Raw genomic sequence first — 13,116 nt, 5'->3', positions numbered from 1 at the left:
GGCTCGGCGGCGGCGGCCAGATCGGTCTCGGCGACGAAAAGGATCTTCAGACCGAGCACAAGGCGATCGGCGCCTACATCAAGGCGGGCATCGAGACTGAGCTGAAGGATTATTCCGTCGGCGACGATCCCCAGGGCGGGTATGTCGTCATGCCGCAGCGCTCCGACACCATGATGAAACGCCTCTTCGATGCGACCCCGATGCGCCGTCTCTCCCGCGTCATCACGCTCGACGCGGCCGACAGCTGGGAAGAGCCGGTCGATCCATCCGACATCGGCGCGACCTGGGTGGGCGAAACTGAGGCGCGGCCGGAAACCAGTTCCGGCTCGCTCGGCCTTCTGACGATCCCGGTGAATGAGATCTACGCGCTTCAGAAGGTGACGCAAAAGCTGCTGGACACCAGCTATCTGAATATTGGCCAGTGGATCGATGGGAAGATCGCCGACAAATTCGCGCGCTCGGAAGGCCTGGCTTTCGTGTCAGGTGACGGCGTCAAGAAGCCGCGCGGTTTCATGAGCTATGCGGCCGACAGCGTAGCCACGGGTGACGAGACGCGCGCCTGGAACGTCTTGCAGTATGTCATCTCTGGCGCGGCGACGACTGTGACCGCGGATAGCCTACGGGATGTCTATTGGTCCCTGAAAGCCGGCTACCGCACAAACGCCAGTTGGGTGATGGCATCGTCGACCGCGAACGCCCTCGACAAGTTGAAGGATGGCAACGGCGACTACCTGTGGCGCTCCGGAATGACTGCCGGCTCGCCGCCGTCGCTCCTCAATGCGCCCGTCGAGTTCGACGAAAATATGCCGGCGATCGGCGCCGGGTTGTTCCCGATCGCTTTCGGCGACTTCAAGGTCGGTTACACCATCATCGACCGTCTCGGGCTGCGTCCGCTCCGCGACCCCTACACCGCGAAGCCGCACGTTCTGTTCTACACTTACAAGCGCGTCGGCGGCGGCCTAAGCAACAGCGAGGCGATCAAGCTGCTGAAAGTATCGGCCTCCTGATAGGGATGCCCAAGTGGCGGGCCTTGAAATTGGCCCGCCTTTTGCCACCACCAGAAGGAACCGCCGGACATGGAACTTCCTGAACTTCACGACCGCGCTCTCGCGGCCGATCCACACGCTGAATACGACCGTCTAGCGCGCGCTATGGCAACACCGAAGCAACTCGACGACATCGAGGAGATGCCGAACCGCGTGACCTCTCGACGGTCTGAAGACGGCTGCACTCGATGCCCGGCGCACATTCGACGAGGTGAAGGCGATCGCGATCGATGCAATCCAAGATGAGATTGAGACCGAGACGCAAGCGTTGCTGGTGCGCCGGGCAATGTTGGCGGAATATCTATGGCGCCGCACATGTCTGATCCTCGCCGACGAGTTCCAGCGCCGCCGCACGGGCGTAGCTCCCCGGGCGAAAGGACTGAACTAATGGGCAAACCGCCCTTTCGCCTCCAAACACCTCTCGAGGAAGCGCTTTCAGAAGCGATGCATCCCACGGCGCCGCCGGCGAGCTCCGGGCTGCTCGACGTGCCATGGATGGAGGAAATGCGCCGGCAGTGCGACGCCGATCCAGAGTACCGGAAGAAAATTGAGGCTCTCAGGGACCAGCACCAGGCGGACCCGATCTTCACTCCGATCTTCGCGGCAATCCTGGGCGCCGGCAATTTCACCATTTTCGGATCGACAACGTTTGCGACTGTGCTATCGGCCATCGCGACCACGGCAGTCGTGCCCGGCATTCAGGTGAAGTGATGACCGCAATCAATGTGCTGAAGCTTGCGGATTCGGTGCATCTCGTCACCGACGGGCGTGCCGGTGTTGCCGGCCTTGCAATTGGAACTTTGCCCAAGGTAATTCCAATTCCCCATCTCGACGCCATAGTCGCGACGCGTGGCCCGTCCCGGCTTCTCGGGCTGATGACGCTGATGCTTTGCGCAAAGGCGACATCCTTCGACGATCTCTGGGGCGAACTCTGCCGGCTGCAGTCAATATGCGCTCAAATGGCTGAGCCGTGGCAGGTCGAGACGCTGGCGGCCGAGTTCGATGTCGTTGTAGCCGGCGTCGGATCGAAGGGGCCAGCCGCATATCTGGTTTCCAACCATGGCAATCATGGCTTCAAACCTTGGGAGGTGTTCGAGATCCCTTATTGCCTCGCAACGCCCGTCATCGACCAAACCCTCCTTGAATCGGTGTTCTGGGCAGATAATCCGGTGGCCGAAATGCCTCGCCTGGTCGATTCTCAGCGTGCCGATCCTTCCGTTGGCGGCTTCGCGCAGCTGACCTCCATTACAGCCGCTGGCATTTCCACCAGGATCGTCCGCGACTATCGATCGACATTTAATTTGGTCGAGGCTGATGCTTGGGCGGCGAGTGCTTGTCGACAGCATCCGCCAACGCGACCAACAGCTTTCCAAGCCGGCGGGCCTTTTCCGTCGAAAGCGCGATTTGAAGAGCTTTCACGCCTGGAGCAATACCGTCCTTGGGTACCACTGGGCTGACAAATTGCAGAAGCAGTCCGACCCCGTTACCATCGAGCGGGACACACTGATGGCCAGTTGCGAGTGACAAAACTAAAGAGCCATCTGGGTTCTTTTCCCAAGCAGACACGTCGATGTCTTTGGTTTTCAACCTCGCCGCCTCCTTGGCGCTCTAGCAGGGCCGGCCGGGGCGAGGGGCTGGGTATGAGGCCGGCAAACTCCAGCCCGTCACTGGCGCCGCCTGTCTTCCTCGACGTGCCGGCGAACACGGTCGTATAGATCGTAGACATGGTCGGCAAGTACCTTCGCTTCGTCGTCGGACATCACTGCCAGTGTGGCAGGGACGTATCCGGCGTCAGGATCCTTGACCACCGTCAACCGTTCCATAATCTCCCGATACAGAGATTTCATCTCGTCCGTTGGGAAATCTCGCTCCTGGACAGGATGGAAGGTTAAGTATGCACTGTGCAGGCGTTCTTGCAGGCGACCTGACGAAGTGGCCATCATGCCTGTCACCGCAGTGAACTTTTCCAGTGCATATTCGATGCTCATGTCATCCCCCAAATTGTAAAAGTGAGCATCGCCTATAAGTTTAACGCGCGCAAGCTTCGCCGCGTGAGGGCGGCCTGTGTGGCGTAAAGAACTGGAGTTTAGTCGTGCACACTCGCCGAGGTGCTCTTTCGAAGACGAACTCCTGGCCCTTCGCCATTCTCGTCTACAAAGATCACGCCGGCCGCCTCGAGGGCAGCGCGTATGTCAGCGAGCGTCCGATCGTAAGGGGTACGTTTGCCTCGCTCGAAGTCCGCAAGCGTCTTTGTAGCGACTTTGCTCGCCGACGAAAGTTGAGCCTGTGACCAATCCAACAGCGCCCTAGCTGCACGGCATTGCGCGGGTGACAATTCCATTTAAGAGAAACCTTACCGAAAATCGGTTGACTTTTGCCGAGTAACCTTACATAAAATCGGTTATCGCATAACGCGACAAAAGGAGCAAGAGCATGCCGAACATACCTGTTCGGGCAGCCGCCGAAGGCTTGCCCATCATCACCCGTCGCCAGGTCCTTCGTGGCTTGACCGCATTGTCAGCCGGCGCTGTTGCGCTGGCGGCCTCGACCATTCCGGCCGCGGCAGCCGTCGGCGGTACCGCAAAGACGGCTCATAAGATGAGCATCGAGGAGCGCCTGGACCGACTGCCACCGCGCGTGGCCAAACGCCTCCGTGCACAGTTCCATGCGATGATCGACTTTGAGATCGAACGTGCGCGCTCGGTCTCAGAGAAGGGAGCTCAGTCATGATGAGCGGCATGATTAAGGCAGAAATTATTCCAAACGTGTTCTCCCGCCGCGTTTTGCTAGGCGCCTTCGCTGCGCTGCCGGCCGGGGCCGCTGCCTTGGTGGTGGCAACGCCCATTCCGGCCGAGCCGGCCGAGCATCCCGACGCCGATCTTTTCTGGCTTTATCAGGAACTGGAGGAAGCTCACGCCCGGACGGAGCGGGCGTCAAAGGTCTGCAGCCGAGCCGGCAAGAAGTATGAGGCAGCGTTGCCGCCGCCACCACCGGACCCGAATGAATACTGTGAGAACGTGAAATGGTCAGATGAGGTATCGGCTGCGTGGGATGGCATGACGATGGGCGATTATCGGGCCGGGCGCCTCCCTGCCGCCTACCAGTCCTATGAATGGGCCAAAGAGAAAGAGATCGCCATACGCCGCGCCGCCCGAGACAAATATGAGACCGAGCGAAAGGAACTGAGCCGAAAATTCAAAATTAATGCCCTCGAAAAGGCCTTTGACGACCTCGTCGACGAGATGTTTAAGGTCGGCGATCGCATCTTCGCAACGCCGGCCAACACGTTGGAGGGGATGGTGATCAAGATCCGGACGGCCGACAGGCTGGATTTGAAGAGCTTCGCCGGAAACGATGCGTTCGTGTCGATCGCCGCGGACATCAGGCGCCTTGCAGGGGAGGTGGCCTAGATGAGCAAGACCACCAAGCCCGACGCCAAGCTCCTCCGGCTCGAGGTCAAATTCAACGCCGCAAGCGATCGATGGAACGAGGCCACGGCCAGGACGGCAGAGCTCGAGGAGGAGGAGCTTCGTATCAGGTCCCGCCGTGCGAAAGCGGAAAAGAAGGAGGAGAAGAGAGCCGAGGCTTTCGTCCGCGCCCGCGATCGTATCATGAATACCCGAGCAAGAAGCCTGGAGGGTCTGGCCGTGAAGATGAGAGCGAGAGAGCGCGATTACACCGACGCCAAGGACCTGGAGATTGAAATTCTGAAAAGCCTAGTCGACGACATCAAGGTGATGACCGATAAAGCGTTACACGGGAAACCAGCGGTGTAACCCGCTGAGAAGGTGGCTAATTTCGCCACCGCTGCGCCAGTGGGGAAGACTTCCCCAGGTCCAGATCATCATTCTTCCCGCCGGGAAGAATGATCCTCTGCGGTTCCGGTGCGGAAACCGTTCCGGGCCGGAAAACGGTTTTTTTGTTTTGGGTGTGCAGATTTGCATCCCCGGCCCGTCGAGACCTGGCGTGCGGGAAAATGTTTCACGGGAAGAGCACTGAAACAGGGTCGCCTCTGCCGGAGCGATTCCAAGCAAGCAACAGCGTTCCGCGTACATATGCCGTACATAACCGGAAAATCTTCGGTTTTGGCGCGTTGCTAAGTCTTTGAAATTATTGGCTCCCCGGGCCGGATTCGAACCAGCGACCAACCGGTTAACAGCCGGTTGCTCTACCACTGAGCTACCGGGGAACAGAGGCTCTTGCGTGAGTGGGGCAGCCTATAGCAAACCCGTTTCGGCTTTGCAAAGAAGCATTTCGCATTTTTTCGGTGCTTTTTGGCGCAGGGCTTGCTGGCAATGGCCGGCGAGCGCCCTCATATGAGCTGTCTCTCGCCTGTCACGGAACAGAAAAGGCCGTTGCGGCTTTCTCCGGCTGATGGTGCTACTGATGCAAACGGATCGACATTTCACATGACGGCAATGAGCGACGAACAGCCACCGGCCCGGAAAATCTCGGTCTTCGGCCGCCAGTTCACCATGCCGCGCTCGCGCGGCCTCAGGATTGCGATCGGCGTTGTGCTGATCATCGGCGGCATTCTCGGCTTCCTGCCGATCCTGGGTTTCTGGATGGTACCGATCGGACTGCTGGTGCTCTCCTACGAATTTGCCCTGGTGCGTCGTCATCGGCGCCGCTTCGTCGTCTGGTGGGAGCGACGGCGCCGGCCTGACTGAGATTGCCCCGCTGACGGCCGCCAGCCTGCCATATGTCGGCGAGCGGCGTCGTCCGCCCATACGTTTACCGAGGTTGGTCGAAGCAGCTCTCCAGACGTTCGCAAAGCTCCTTGAGAACGGCGGTAGCCGATGCCAGCCGCGCCCGGTCGCGCGGCGGCAGGCTGTTTGCGCCTTCTATGCTGAGGCGGTCGATGGCATAGCGCACAAGCTCTGCAGACTGCGACAATCCGCGCGACGTGCCGTCCTTCGTAGCTGCTCGACGCATGGCGGAGCCTCCTCTTTGCCCAACGTGGCCGCCGGTTTCGGGTTCCCGCCGCCCAGAATCATGCTTAACGATAAGCTAATATGTTATTGCTAACATGGGCATTGCGTTGATAAGGCAGGGCATGGAATGTCGAGGAACCGTTGGGAATGCATGGTGGCCGCTTGACGGCATTTTCGCCGCAACCTATTGGAGCCGGGTGGAACGCCGGGAGCAATGAGGCCTCGTGGCGGAGTGGTTACGCAGAGGACTGCAAATCCTTGCACCCCGGTTCGATTCCGGGCGAGGCCTCCATTCTCAAGCGCGGCGGACGCTTGAGGATTGTTTTTCTTCGGTAATTTCCGCAGGGGTGGCAGCCGGAACCGCACCGCCCTCCGCAGGGTGTGGCAATATGTTCCCCATTTCGCCCCAGTCGATGCGCTCGACTGCCTGCCTGGCGAGCCGGGATTGCTGCTTTTTGGCGGTATAAATCTTCGAGGTCTTGCCGTCTTTCCAGGCGAACAGCCCGTCGAGCATCGAATCGGTAGCCTCATTTTCCGCGAGATTCGTCGCAAGGCCCTTGCGCACCGAGTGCGCTGTGCAGTGCGTCAGGCCCGCCTGGTTGAACCATGCTGATACGCGCTGCGACAGGCCCTTGATTGAGTAGGGCTGGCCATATTCGGTCATCAGGTAATAGAGGCCCGTGACCTTATGTAGCGACAGGACATGGCCCAGAATCGGATGGATGGGTACCTGGAGGGTCGTCGGGTTGCGGTTGCGGCCCTTGAACACCCGGAAGATGAAAAGCTCCTCTCGGCGATGCCTTGGCCCGATAGCCTGCAGGTCGGACACGCGGAAGCCGATATACATCAGTAATGCCAGCGCCAGCACGGCTTTCGATTCTGTGCCATGGTGGCGGACATAGATGCCGATTTCATCGCTGGTGATCGTATGGTGCCCCTCGGTCTTACGGCGATAGGACCGGACCATTCGCGCGGTGTTGACCGGCATGATCGGCTCCGGTCTGCCGTCGCGGCCGGGGCGCGTAGCATCGAACACCTGGCGCAGGATCTTCAGCCGCTCATCCGCGGCGAACGGCGTGTCGGCCTTGCGATCACGCAGCTTGGTGAGATTGTCGACCGAAAGCGCCTTCAGCGGCATGTCGGCGAACAGATCCGTGCCGCCGATCTTGACCGGCTCGAGCAGCATGGCGTCGACGATCTGCCGTCGCTTGGCCTGCGTCGTCTTGTCGAGCTTCTGGAAGGCGTCAGACCTGAAATAGACCATGCACAGCCAGTGGAACGTGTTTGGCTGCGGATGGCCGGGCAAAGACTTTTTCGGCGCAGGTGCCGGTGCGCCCGATTTGTCGACCTGGTTGCGGGCTTTCCAGTATTCGGTGGAAAAGCTTTCCGATTCGGAATCGTCGGGCAGGCGGCAGATGCGCACGCCTTCGAAGCGGAAATAGTAGCGCATCGTGCCGTGGCGCGATTTGTTCTTCTCGATGTAAGGCAGGTCGATTGTCGCCAAATCCGCCATCAGTCGGCGTCCCACCGTCCCGGTTCGCCGTCTTCCCCTTGCTGCTCGCCGTCAGTAGGCCACTCGGCAAGGGCTGCGTCAATCTCGGCGACGCGCCACAATTTGCGCCGGCGCCAGACGCGCGGCCGGGGCAGGAGGCCTTCTTCGACCATCTGCATGACGCTGGTCGGACTGACATCGAGCGCGATCGCGACCTTGGTCAGCGACATGGCGAGGCGCGGCACGGTGACCGTGAGCGGCGACGTATCATGCTTCACAGCTTCGCCTTCCGACGCGCCTTGTCCCGGCGCTTCTGGTTTTGCTTATGGGTAACCAGCTCCAGATGATCGTCGCGGATGCAGCGGCGCATCCGGCATTTGTGATCGAGCTGCTTCTTGCCCGGAATGATGCCGTGCTCGTTGGTCCAGGAAACCTTGTGGACGGCCATCGTCTGGCCGTCGAGCGCCATGCGCGGATAGCCGCCGCCGCGGCCATTGCCAGAATCAGGACCGGTCCACAGATGGCAGGGTGACTTGCGGCCCTTCTCGTCGACATAGCCCGTGTCGACGATTTCGACACAGGCCATGACCCGCATGCGGATCGCGTCGCGGCGGGAGAGCGGCGCATTCATCAGAATGGGATCTCGTCGTCGAGTTCGCGCGAGCCGCCGCGATTGGCTTGCGCCTGGCGGGTGCGCTCCTCGATCGCGCGGCGCTCGTCAGTCTCGCGAGAACGCTGCGTGCCGTAATCGTCAGCGCCTTCGGCACCGGGCGGGCGGTTGGACGGCAGCTTGTCGAGCATCTGGATTTCGCCGCGAAAGCGGTTCAGCACCGTTTCCGTTGTGTAGCGTTCGATGCCGTCCTGGCCGGCCCATTTCCGGGTCTGCTGCTGGCCCTCGACATAGACCTTCATGCCCTTTTTAAGGTATTTTTCCGCGACCTCGGCGAGCTGCGTATTGAAGACGACGACCGAATGCCACTCGGTCCTTTCCTTGCGCTCGCCGCTGTCCTTGTCCTTCCAGCTTTCGCTGGTCGCCATGCGGAAGGTGACGATCGGATCGCCGGCATGGCTGCGGCGGATTTCGGGATCGGCGCCGAGATTGCCGACGAGGATGACTTTGTTGACGCTGCCGGCCATTACGGCTCCACTCCCATGGTGGTCAGCGCCGCGTTGGCGGCGGCGATCTGTTGATCCAGCGATGTGGTGACATCGGCGATGATCTGCGCGAGGTAGGCGGCAGACAGCACGATCTCGCCGGCATCCTTGCCTTCGCCGACCATCAGCGCGACGCGCTGGCTGGTGACGCGGTCGCGCATGCGCTGGGCGATGTCGCGCTCGCCGAATATCTTCTGTGCCCTGGCGAGGTCTGCCTTGGTCAGCATCAGACCATTCCCAGCGCGGCTTTGTAGAGGTCGAGGATCGATTCCTCTTCCTGCCGTTCGGCCTGGTCTTTGCGGCGCAAGGCGACGATGGTGCGCATCGCATCAGTGTCGAAACCGGTGCCCTTGGCCTCGGCATAGACTTCCTTGATGTCGGCATTGATGGTGCTGCGCTCTTGCTCCATGCGCTCGATGCGCTCGATGAAGGCGCGCAGCTGGCCTGCCGCGACGGTCTGCGAAGTTTCGGTGATGTCGTCCATAAGATCCTCTGCGGCTACATGCGGCGCTGGCCGATGACGAACATCGCGCCTTCCGCCCCGGTGATGTGGAAGGGCATGCCGAAATCGACCGGCGGGTGGATGGCGATCTGCTTGGCGCCCGCCGCGTCGATGGCGTCGCGCAGGAAGTTGGCGGCGAAGGTGATTTCCGTGCCGTCCTTGACGCCCTCATTGGTGATCTCGACGGCGTCTTCGGCATCGCCGCCGTCGCCGCGGGCGAACAATTCGATCGCGTCCTCGCGCATGGTGATGCGCACGGTGCGCACCGTCTCGCGCTTGCCCTTGGCATCGCTCTTCGGGACGACCAGCAAACCGTCCAAGGCGCGGCCGAGCGCGTCGGCGGACACGACAATGCGGCCTTCGGTGCGCTGCGGCACCATGCGCGGATAGTCGATATAGGTCGCGTCGATCAGCTTGGAGGCGATGCGCAGATGCTCGGCCTCGATCACCAACAGCCGGTCGGTGCCCGACACGATAATCTCGCTCTCGTCGCCGGCGAAGATGCGCTGGATCTCCTTCGCCGTCTTCGGCGGCACGATGATGCCGGGAAGGATATCCGTGTTGCGCTGGGGCAGTTCGCCGGTCATCTCCGGCCCGTCCAGATCGATGACATGGACGCGGTTGCCGTCGGCGCCGATCAGCTTCAAACCGTCGCGCTGATGCAGGAACGGGCCGTGCAGCATGACGCGGTTGAGATCGGCCGACAGTGCCTTTTCGCAGCGGCGCAGGACCTCGCAAAGCTCATGCGCGCGAAGCTTCATCGTCCAGTCGAACTTCGTGGTCTCGATCAGATAGAAATCGCTGCCGGGCAGGATCTGCATGGTGACGCGGCCCTTGCCGTGGCGGGCGACGACCTGTTTCATATCGGCGTCGAAATCGAGCGTACCGGCATCGTCGCCACCGGTCCTGGCGATGAAGAATTCGAGCACCGCGCGCGGCACCGCCGCCAGCACTTCACCCTTGACCTCGCAGGGAAATGTGACATGCGCCTCGATGTCGAGGTCGGACATGGTCAGCGTCATCTGGCCCTTGCGCGCGTGCAACCTGGCATGATCGAGGATCTCTATCTCGCGCGAGGCGCCGGGGATGTTGCGGATGGCCTTGGCGGCTTCGGCGAAGCCGGCGACGGAGAATTTGATCATTCCGGGTACTCCATCACGACGCCATGAAGCTGTTTTGTTGGCGTAAAACTGGCGACGGCTCGATCATGCCGCGCGTCGATCTCGGCTTCGGTCGGAAATGGCGTTGGCTGCGGCACCTTGCGCGCTGCAATCAAGCGGGCGCGCGCTTCCCATGTTGGCAGGTCGCGGAAGTAGTCGCGCGCCTTTTGATAGGCCTCGCGGTTTCTGCCCTCGACAATGAGATCGCAGATCTCTTCCAGTTCTGGCGACATCACAGCCTCCGCGCGTTGGGGCAGTAGCGCGTGAGGCGGTCGCGGAACTCTTCCGCCGCTTTGGCCACCGGCCATGCGGTCAGCCGGCCGCGCATCGGGATCGGCTTAGCCGCGTCGATCGCCGCGCCCCAGCTCTTCGGCGCAGGCATCAGCAGCTGGCGCTGCTCCGTCGCCAGCATGCGCAGGTCGAAGTCGGCGATCGCTGCGCGATAAGTCTTGCCGGGCGGCGGCAGGCCGGCGGCGCGCCAGATGGCTGCATCCAGCCTCGCCTTGGCGGTAGCGATCAGCGTCTCGACCATGCTGGCGGCGGCCGTCCCATAAAGTTCGGCGGCCATCAGCGCCAGCCATTTGGCAACCGGCGTTGTCATGTCGCCGAAGACATACTCATGCCCGTCATGCACGAGGAAATAGGCGGCAAGGTTGATGTCGCGGGTTTCGTCCATCACGGCATCGGCGCCGACGACGCTGTGCTGGGCAACACAAAAGGGATTGCCCGGCACCGCCCCACCATAACGGCAGATGCGCGCCAGGCCCTCGGCGACATCGCCATAAAGGTCGATGTCGAGCGCCGAGAAGCCCGTCATCGGGAAGGCGCGGCCGGTGATGGTCTGCTTCCACAAACCTCGATTGCTGGCGTGTGCGTTCATGCGCGTTCGCTCCGGCTGACATCGGCCTTCTGCGCGCTAGCGACCGCATAGAGGACGCGGTTCACCTCGCGATCGATCAGCGGCAGCTTGCGCAGGAAGGATTGCAGGTGGTTAAGGCATCGCTCCGATTGCGACCACCAGGGATCGAGCTTGAAAGCCGCACGGGCTGAACAGTAAGCACGCCACCGCTTTTCGGCGGCATCCTCGCTGACCGGATCGAGCCCGGCCGTCTTCGGCATGATGTGCGCCGCCGAAAGCAGCGCCTTTTCGATTATCTGCGGCACCCGGTCGCCAGCCGGCTGGATCTCGCGGACGAAGCTTTCGGCTAGGATCAGCTTTGCCATGGGCAGATGCTCGATGATCTCGCCGATCGAAAAGCCGAGCATGCTGATATCTTTCTCCGTGGCGCCAAGGCCGCAACCGGCGATCTCGCGCATTGCATCGGCCAGTTCAGTCGCGCGGGGGTGACGCTCGGATGCCTCCGGATGATGCGGCCTGATCTGCGGCGACGGGCGCTCGCCGGTGCGCCCGGCAAGGCTTTGCGGGATCGCGCCGCGAAGCGTTTCTGTGTCGGTGATGCGGGCGTCCATTCAGGCCTCCTGTGCCTTGGTGATGCGGGAAAGAAGATCCTTCTGCCGGTCGAGCGCGGCATGGCAGCGCTGTTCGTTTTCCGGCGTATCGGCGTCGGTGTAGGCTTCGGCGGCGTCGACCACTTCGCGCATGGTCGCGACAATTTCGGCGGTCTCAGGAAAGCCGCTGTCGTCACGCCATGCGGCGGCAGTCAGGCTGAGATCGGCGTCCGACATCGGCCAATCGGCGGCGGCGGCGAAGTCGAAGCCGTAGCCCTCGAGTTCGGAAATCAATTCCTGGCGTGGCGTCAGCGGATCGCAGGGTGAGCTCATCAGAGCGCTCCCATGATAATGGCCGCGCAAAACAGTACCGCCGCTACCGCCGCCAGCGAGGCGAGGTTCTTGGCCAGCGAATAGTCCTCGTGGTAACCTGCGGAGCGCTGCTTCAACTCGCCTTCGATGCAGCCGAGATTGCGCGGGGGAATTGGATGCGACGATTGGTGGTGGCGGCGGCGCTGGTGACGGCTTGGGCCGGGCAGGGGCGAGCAGACGATCCTGCCGTGCTCGGCCGTTCCGGCATGGAACAGGTTTACGTGTGGCGGGATTACGATGCGTGGAGCGAGGGGCTGGCGCTGGTTCGGGCCGGCGTGCACAAGACCGACCCGCAGATGGTTCTTCGCCTGATGGCCTGCGTCGTCAAGAATGGTGACCACGCTGTGGTCATCGCAAGGGCCGGCGTTGCATCGAAGACCATCTTGGTCATAGACGGCGCCCAGAAGGGATGCCGCGGCTTTGTGACCGACGAGGATCTTGGAATGCGATGACACGGGGCCGCTCCATCGGTTTGATGCGATGGCCCAAAGTGTGAATTACTCACATCATGGTGTCAAGCGGTAATGTGATTAACTCACACTGACAATTCAAGCCGTGAGAATCAGGCAGCTCTTATGGAGCCCGTTTGCGCGGCCTGGCCGCAAGCATTGCCGCCAGTTCGCCCGCCAGCCTGACGACTTTGGCGCGATCCTCGTCGTCGAGTGGGGCAAGGTAGGCGGCAATGACCTCGCCAAACTGAGAGGCCAGGTCTTCGCCGAACGACCGTTCCAGCCTATCGATCACCTCCCGGTTGAGGCTCTTGCCGTCGCGAACCGCCTCAAGACGCGCTTTGAGTTCGGACGGCAGGCGTACATGAAAGCTGGGGCGTGGCGGTCGTGACATGCCCCGACTTATCGCCGAAAGGTCAAGTCTTCGAAATGGTTCCAGATTTGCTATGAAACTGGTACTACTTTCCCCGCTATCCACAGGGTATGGTTACACGTTGAAATAATCTGGTGATCTATCGGCAAGGGTTGTAAGCGTATCAAAACGGGACAACCGGACC

Annotated in this window: 23 protein-coding genes and 2 tRNA genes; 9 read left to right on the top strand and 16 right to left on the bottom strand. The window is 61.4% G+C overall.

The window, feature by feature from the left end; translation table 11 throughout:
• The 3 genes from NKI58_RS16120 to NKI58_RS16110 form a co-directional block, all read left to right on the top strand.
• Window positions 1-1,007: phage major capsid protein (locus NKI58_RS16120; protein ID WP_352853552.1), on the top strand; the 1,007-nt coding region annotated here is incomplete at its 5' end.
• A 426-nt stretch (window positions 1,008-1,433) separates the two neighbouring features.
• Entirely contained in the window at window positions 1,434-1,757 is a 324-nt protein-coding gene (locus tag NKI58_RS16115) for a hypothetical protein (RefSeq protein WP_352853551.1), read from the top strand.
• A 164-nt stretch (window positions 1,758-1,921) separates the two neighbouring features.
• Window positions 1,922-2,503: a hypothetical protein gene (locus NKI58_RS16110; RefSeq protein WP_352853550.1), complete on the top strand. Its 582-nt coding sequence runs from the start codon at window positions 1,922-1,924 to the stop codon at window positions 2,501-2,503.
• A gap of 207 nt (window positions 2,504-2,710) precedes the next feature.
• Here the strand turns inward: NKI58_RS16110 and NKI58_RS16105 are convergent, their stop codons facing one another.
• Complete coding sequence (locus tag NKI58_RS16105) at window positions 2,711-3,034, bottom strand: hypothetical protein (protein WP_352853549.1); 324 nt, start codon at window positions 3,032-3,034, stop codon at window positions 2,711-2,713.
• A 98-nt stretch (window positions 3,035-3,132) separates the two neighbouring features.
• On the bottom strand, window positions 3,133-3,387 hold the full coding sequence (locus NKI58_RS16100) for a helix-turn-helix domain-containing protein (protein ID WP_352853547.1): 255 nt from the start codon (window positions 3,385-3,387) through the stop codon (window positions 3,133-3,135).
• Window positions 3,388-3,479: 92 nt separating this feature from the next.
• On the opposite strand from NKI58_RS16100, the gene NKI58_RS16095 reads away from it, so the two are divergent.
• From NKI58_RS16095 to NKI58_RS16085, 3 genes are read left to right on the top strand one after another with little or no spacing between them, the layout of a single operon-like run.
• Window positions 3,480-3,776, top strand: coding sequence for a hypothetical protein (locus NKI58_RS16095; RefSeq protein ID WP_352853546.1), 297 nt, complete (start codon window positions 3,480-3,482; stop codon window positions 3,774-3,776).
• The gene (locus NKI58_RS16090; RefSeq protein ID WP_352853544.1) at window positions 3,773-4,456 is read left to right on the top strand and encodes a hypothetical protein; all 684 of its coding nucleotides are present in this window, start codon (window positions 3,773-3,775) and stop codon (window positions 4,454-4,456) included. The genes NKI58_RS16095 and NKI58_RS16090 overlap by 4 nt, the downstream gene beginning before the upstream one ends.
• Window positions 4,457-4,822 (top strand): hypothetical protein, encoded by a 366-nt coding sequence (locus tag NKI58_RS16085; protein WP_352853543.1) that lies wholly within the window; start codon window positions 4,457-4,459, stop codon window positions 4,820-4,822.
• Between the two features lie 338 nt (window positions 4,823-5,160).
• Here NKI58_RS16085 and NKI58_RS16080 read toward each other — a convergent pair.
• Window positions 5,161-5,235, bottom strand: a tRNA-Asn gene (locus NKI58_RS16080).
• A gap of 220 nt (window positions 5,236-5,455) precedes the next feature.
• Here NKI58_RS16080 and NKI58_RS16075 point away from each other — a divergent pair.
• On the top strand, window positions 5,456-5,716 hold the full coding sequence (locus NKI58_RS16075; protein WP_023676401.1) for a hypothetical protein: 261 nt from the start codon (window positions 5,456-5,458) through the stop codon (window positions 5,714-5,716).
• Window positions 5,717-5,780: 64 nt separating this feature from the next.
• Here the strand turns inward: NKI58_RS16075 and NKI58_RS16070 are convergent, their stop codons facing one another.
• On the bottom strand, window positions 5,781-5,981 hold the full coding sequence (locus tag NKI58_RS16070) for a hypothetical protein (RefSeq protein WP_156937330.1): 201 nt from the start codon (window positions 5,979-5,981) through the stop codon (window positions 5,781-5,783).
• A gap of 217 nt (window positions 5,982-6,198) precedes the next feature.
• On the opposite strand from NKI58_RS16070, the gene NKI58_RS16065 reads away from it, so the two are divergent.
• Window positions 6,199-6,272, top strand: a tRNA-Cys gene (locus NKI58_RS16065).
• Window positions 6,273-6,275: 3 nt separating this feature from the next.
• Here the strand turns inward: NKI58_RS16065 and NKI58_RS16060 are convergent.
• From NKI58_RS16060 to NKI58_RS16010, 11 genes are read right to left on the bottom strand one after another with little or no spacing between them, the layout of a single operon-like run.
• Window positions 6,276-7,493, bottom strand: coding sequence for a tyrosine-type recombinase/integrase (locus tag NKI58_RS16060; RefSeq protein ID WP_352853542.1), 1,218 nt, complete (start codon window positions 7,491-7,493; stop codon window positions 6,276-6,278).
• The gene (locus tag NKI58_RS16055) at window positions 7,493-7,750 is read right to left on the bottom strand and encodes a hypothetical protein (protein ID WP_352853541.1); all 258 of its coding nucleotides are present in this window, start codon (window positions 7,748-7,750) and stop codon (window positions 7,493-7,495) included. The genes NKI58_RS16060 and NKI58_RS16055 overlap by 1 nt, the downstream gene beginning before the upstream one ends.
• Window positions 7,747-8,058, bottom strand: coding sequence for an HNH endonuclease signature motif containing protein (locus NKI58_RS16050; RefSeq protein WP_502898826.1), 312 nt, complete (start codon window positions 8,056-8,058; stop codon window positions 7,747-7,749). The genes NKI58_RS16055 and NKI58_RS16050 overlap by 4 nt, the downstream gene beginning before the upstream one ends.
• Window positions 8,059-8,102: 44 nt before the next feature.
• Window positions 8,103-8,609, bottom strand: a complete 507-nt coding sequence (ssb, locus tag NKI58_RS16045) for a single-stranded DNA-binding protein (RefSeq protein ID WP_352853539.1) — start codon at window positions 8,607-8,609, stop codon at window positions 8,103-8,105.
• The gene (locus NKI58_RS16040; RefSeq protein ID WP_352853538.1) at window positions 8,609-8,854 is read right to left on the bottom strand and encodes a hypothetical protein; all 246 of its coding nucleotides are present in this window, start codon (window positions 8,852-8,854) and stop codon (window positions 8,609-8,611) included. The genes ssb and NKI58_RS16040 overlap by 1 nt, the downstream gene beginning before the upstream one ends.
• Entirely contained in the window at window positions 8,854-9,111 is a 258-nt protein-coding gene (locus NKI58_RS16035) for a DUF2312 domain-containing protein (protein WP_352853536.1), read from the bottom strand. The genes NKI58_RS16040 and NKI58_RS16035 overlap by 1 nt, the downstream gene beginning before the upstream one ends.
• 14 nt (window positions 9,112-9,125) lie before the next feature.
• A complete protein-coding gene (locus NKI58_RS16030) occupies window positions 9,126-10,271 on the bottom strand; it encodes a DNA polymerase III subunit beta family protein (protein WP_352853534.1) in 1,146 nt (381 codons plus the stop codon).
• Window positions 10,268-10,522 (bottom strand): hypothetical protein, encoded by a 255-nt coding sequence (locus NKI58_RS16025; RefSeq protein ID WP_352853533.1) that lies wholly within the window; start codon window positions 10,520-10,522, stop codon window positions 10,268-10,270. Before NKI58_RS16025 ends, NKI58_RS16030 begins: the two co-directional genes overlap by 4 nt.
• Window positions 10,522-11,169, bottom strand: coding sequence for a hypothetical protein (locus NKI58_RS16020; protein WP_352853532.1), 648 nt, complete (start codon window positions 11,167-11,169; stop codon window positions 10,522-10,524). The genes NKI58_RS16025 and NKI58_RS16020 overlap by 1 nt, the downstream gene beginning before the upstream one ends.
• A complete protein-coding gene (locus NKI58_RS16015) occupies window positions 11,166-11,759 on the bottom strand; it encodes a hypothetical protein (RefSeq protein ID WP_352853531.1) in 594 nt (197 codons plus the stop codon). The genes NKI58_RS16020 and NKI58_RS16015 overlap by 4 nt, the downstream gene beginning before the upstream one ends.
• Entirely contained in the window at window positions 11,760-12,071 is a 312-nt protein-coding gene (locus tag NKI58_RS16010; RefSeq protein WP_352853530.1) for a hypothetical protein, read from the bottom strand. It lies immediately after the preceding gene.
• 155 nt (window positions 12,072-12,226) lie between these two features.
• On the opposite strand from NKI58_RS16010, the gene NKI58_RS16005 reads away from it, so the two are divergent.
• On the top strand, window positions 12,227-12,562 hold the full coding sequence (locus NKI58_RS16005) for a hypothetical protein (protein WP_352853529.1): 336 nt from the start codon (window positions 12,227-12,229) through the stop codon (window positions 12,560-12,562).
• Window positions 12,563-12,683: 121 nt separating this feature from the next.
• On the opposite strand, the gene NKI58_RS16000 is transcribed toward NKI58_RS16005, so the two are convergent.
• Window positions 12,684-12,953, bottom strand: coding sequence for an Arc family DNA-binding protein (locus tag NKI58_RS16000; RefSeq protein ID WP_352853527.1), 270 nt, complete (start codon window positions 12,951-12,953; stop codon window positions 12,684-12,686).
• Window positions 12,954-13,116: the final 163 nt, after the last annotated feature.

The sequence above is a fragment of the Mesorhizobium sp. M0522 genome (assembly GCF_040321085.1).
Lineage (GTDB): Bacteria > Pseudomonadota > Alphaproteobacteria > Rhizobiales > Rhizobiaceae > Mesorhizobium.
Note: the sequence above shows the minus strand (reverse complement) of the source record. Positions and strands in the feature narration are given on the sequence as shown.

Bases quoted from the DNA above. Each gene is read 5' to 3' on its own strand.
- NKI58_RS16115 (WP_352853551.1), top strand. From the start codon at position 1,434: ATGGGCAAACCGCCCTTTCGCCTCCAAACACCTCTCGAGGAAGCGCTT.
- NKI58_RS16110 (WP_352853550.1), top strand. From the start codon at position 1,922: ATGACGCTGATGCTTTGCGCAAAGGCGACATCCTTCGACGATCTCTGG.
- NKI58_RS16105 (WP_352853549.1), bottom strand. From the start codon at position 3,034: ATGAGCATCGAATATGCACTGGAAAAGTTCACTGCGGTGACAGGCATG.
- NKI58_RS16100 (WP_352853547.1), bottom strand. From the start codon at position 3,387: ATGGAATTGTCACCCGCGCAATGCCGTGCAGCTAGGGCGCTGTTGGAT.
- NKI58_RS16095 (WP_352853546.1), top strand. From the start codon at position 3,480: ATGCCGAACATACCTGTTCGGGCAGCCGCCGAAGGCTTGCCCATCATC.
- NKI58_RS16090 (WP_352853544.1), top strand. From the start codon at position 3,773: ATGATGAGCGGCATGATTAAGGCAGAAATTATTCCAAACGTGTTCTCC.
- NKI58_RS16085 (WP_352853543.1), top strand. From the start codon at position 4,457: ATGAGCAAGACCACCAAGCCCGACGCCAAGCTCCTCCGGCTCGAGGTC.
- NKI58_RS16075 (WP_023676401.1), top strand. From the start codon at position 5,456: ATGACGGCAATGAGCGACGAACAGCCACCGGCCCGGAAAATCTCGGTC.
- NKI58_RS16070 (WP_156937330.1), bottom strand. From the start codon at position 5,981: ATGCGTCGAGCAGCTACGAAGGACGGCACGTCGCGCGGATTGTCGCAG.
- NKI58_RS16060 (WP_352853542.1), bottom strand. From the start codon at position 7,493: ATGGCGGATTTGGCGACAATCGACCTGCCTTACATCGAGAAGAACAAA.
- NKI58_RS16050 (WP_502898826.1), bottom strand. From the start codon at position 8,058: ATGGCCTGTGTCGAAATCGTCGACACGGGCTATGTCGACGAGAAGGGC.
- ssb (WP_352853539.1), bottom strand. From the start codon at position 8,609: ATGGCCGGCAGCGTCAACAAAGTCATCCTCGTCGGCAATCTCGGCGCC.
- NKI58_RS16040 (WP_352853538.1), bottom strand. From the start codon at position 8,854: ATGCTGACCAAGGCAGACCTCGCCAGGGCACAGAAGATATTCGGCGAG.
- NKI58_RS16035 (WP_352853536.1), bottom strand. From the start codon at position 9,111: ATGGACGACATCACCGAAACTTCGCAGACCGTCGCGGCAGGCCAGCTG.
- NKI58_RS16030 (WP_352853534.1), bottom strand. From the start codon at position 10,271: ATGATCAAATTCTCCGTCGCCGGCTTCGCCGAAGCCGCCAAGGCCATC.
- NKI58_RS16025 (WP_352853533.1), bottom strand. From the start codon at position 10,522: ATGTCGCCAGAACTGGAAGAGATCTGCGATCTCATTGTCGAGGGCAGA.
- NKI58_RS16020 (WP_352853532.1), bottom strand. From the start codon at position 11,169: ATGAACGCACACGCCAGCAATCGAGGTTTGTGGAAGCAGACCATCACC.
- NKI58_RS16015 (WP_352853531.1), bottom strand. From the start codon at position 11,759: ATGGACGCCCGCATCACCGACACAGAAACGCTTCGCGGCGCGATCCCG.
- NKI58_RS16010 (WP_352853530.1), bottom strand. From the start codon at position 12,071: ATGAGCTCACCCTGCGATCCGCTGACGCCACGCCAGGAATTGATTTCC.
- NKI58_RS16005 (WP_352853529.1), top strand. From the start codon at position 12,227: ATGCGACGATTGGTGGTGGCGGCGGCGCTGGTGACGGCTTGGGCCGGG.
- NKI58_RS16000 (WP_352853527.1), bottom strand. From the start codon at position 12,953: ATGTCACGACCGCCACGCCCCAGCTTTCATGTACGCCTGCCGTCCGAA.